1 protein-coding gene is annotated in these 724 nt (G+C 56.2%); it reads right to left on the bottom strand.

Translation table 11 applies throughout. The annotated features are described in order from the left end of the window. Positions 1 to 380 (bottom strand): transporter substrate-binding protein (locus AC1DU6_RS33935; RefSeq protein ID WP_477862797.1); only part of this gene is annotated, 380 nt, incomplete at its 3' end. Positions 381 to 724 lie beyond the last annotated feature (344 nt).

Here is a 724-nt window from a genome sequence, read left to right as displayed (position 1 = left end):
GGGTAGAACAGGATGCTGTTCAGTTCCTTGAACACCGGGAGAACCGACTTGCGCGACACCGAGGTCCAGCAGCCGAACACGACGGCAACCTTGTCCTTGGTGATCAGCTCGCGCGCCTTCTCGGCGAACAGCGGCCAGTTAGAGGCGGGATCGACCACGACGGCTTCGAGCTTCTTGCCGTTCACGCCGCCCTTCTTGTTCTGCTGATCGATCATGAACAGCACGGTGTCTTTCAGCGTGGTCTCGGAAATTGCCATGGTGCCCGACAGCGAATGCAGGACGCCGACCTTGATGGTGTCGTCTGCGGCTTTGGCCGGCGAAAATGCCGACAGGCCCAGAGCCAGACCCGTTGCCGCGGCCATCAGGCTGCGCCGTGAGATCGGCTTGGCTATAGCGTGAGTCAAATTGGTAATCATGTGCGGTCTCTCCCTGACGCAGACGAAATCAATGCGGAACGGCCCCACGGCCGGCGCGTTAAGGAGATCGCAAGAAGTGTGCCAGCCCCGGAACACACGTTAAGTGATTGGGATTGTTCGCGTGTTTCCGATTTTCGGAAAGCGCCGAGGCTTTCCTGTTTATTTCTTGTGCAGAAAAATTGATCATGCACACGGCAAACAGCTTAAATAATCGCCAAAAATCGCCTCATGTCTAAATTTCATGCAGCGGTATTTTGTCGCTGGTTTTAACCCTCGCGCCGATTGACCTTGAATCCGCCGCCTTGCTG

Source organism: Roseateles sp. P5_B10 (assembly GCF_056400485.1).
Note: the sequence above shows the minus strand (reverse complement) of the source record. Positions and strands in the feature narration are given on the sequence as shown.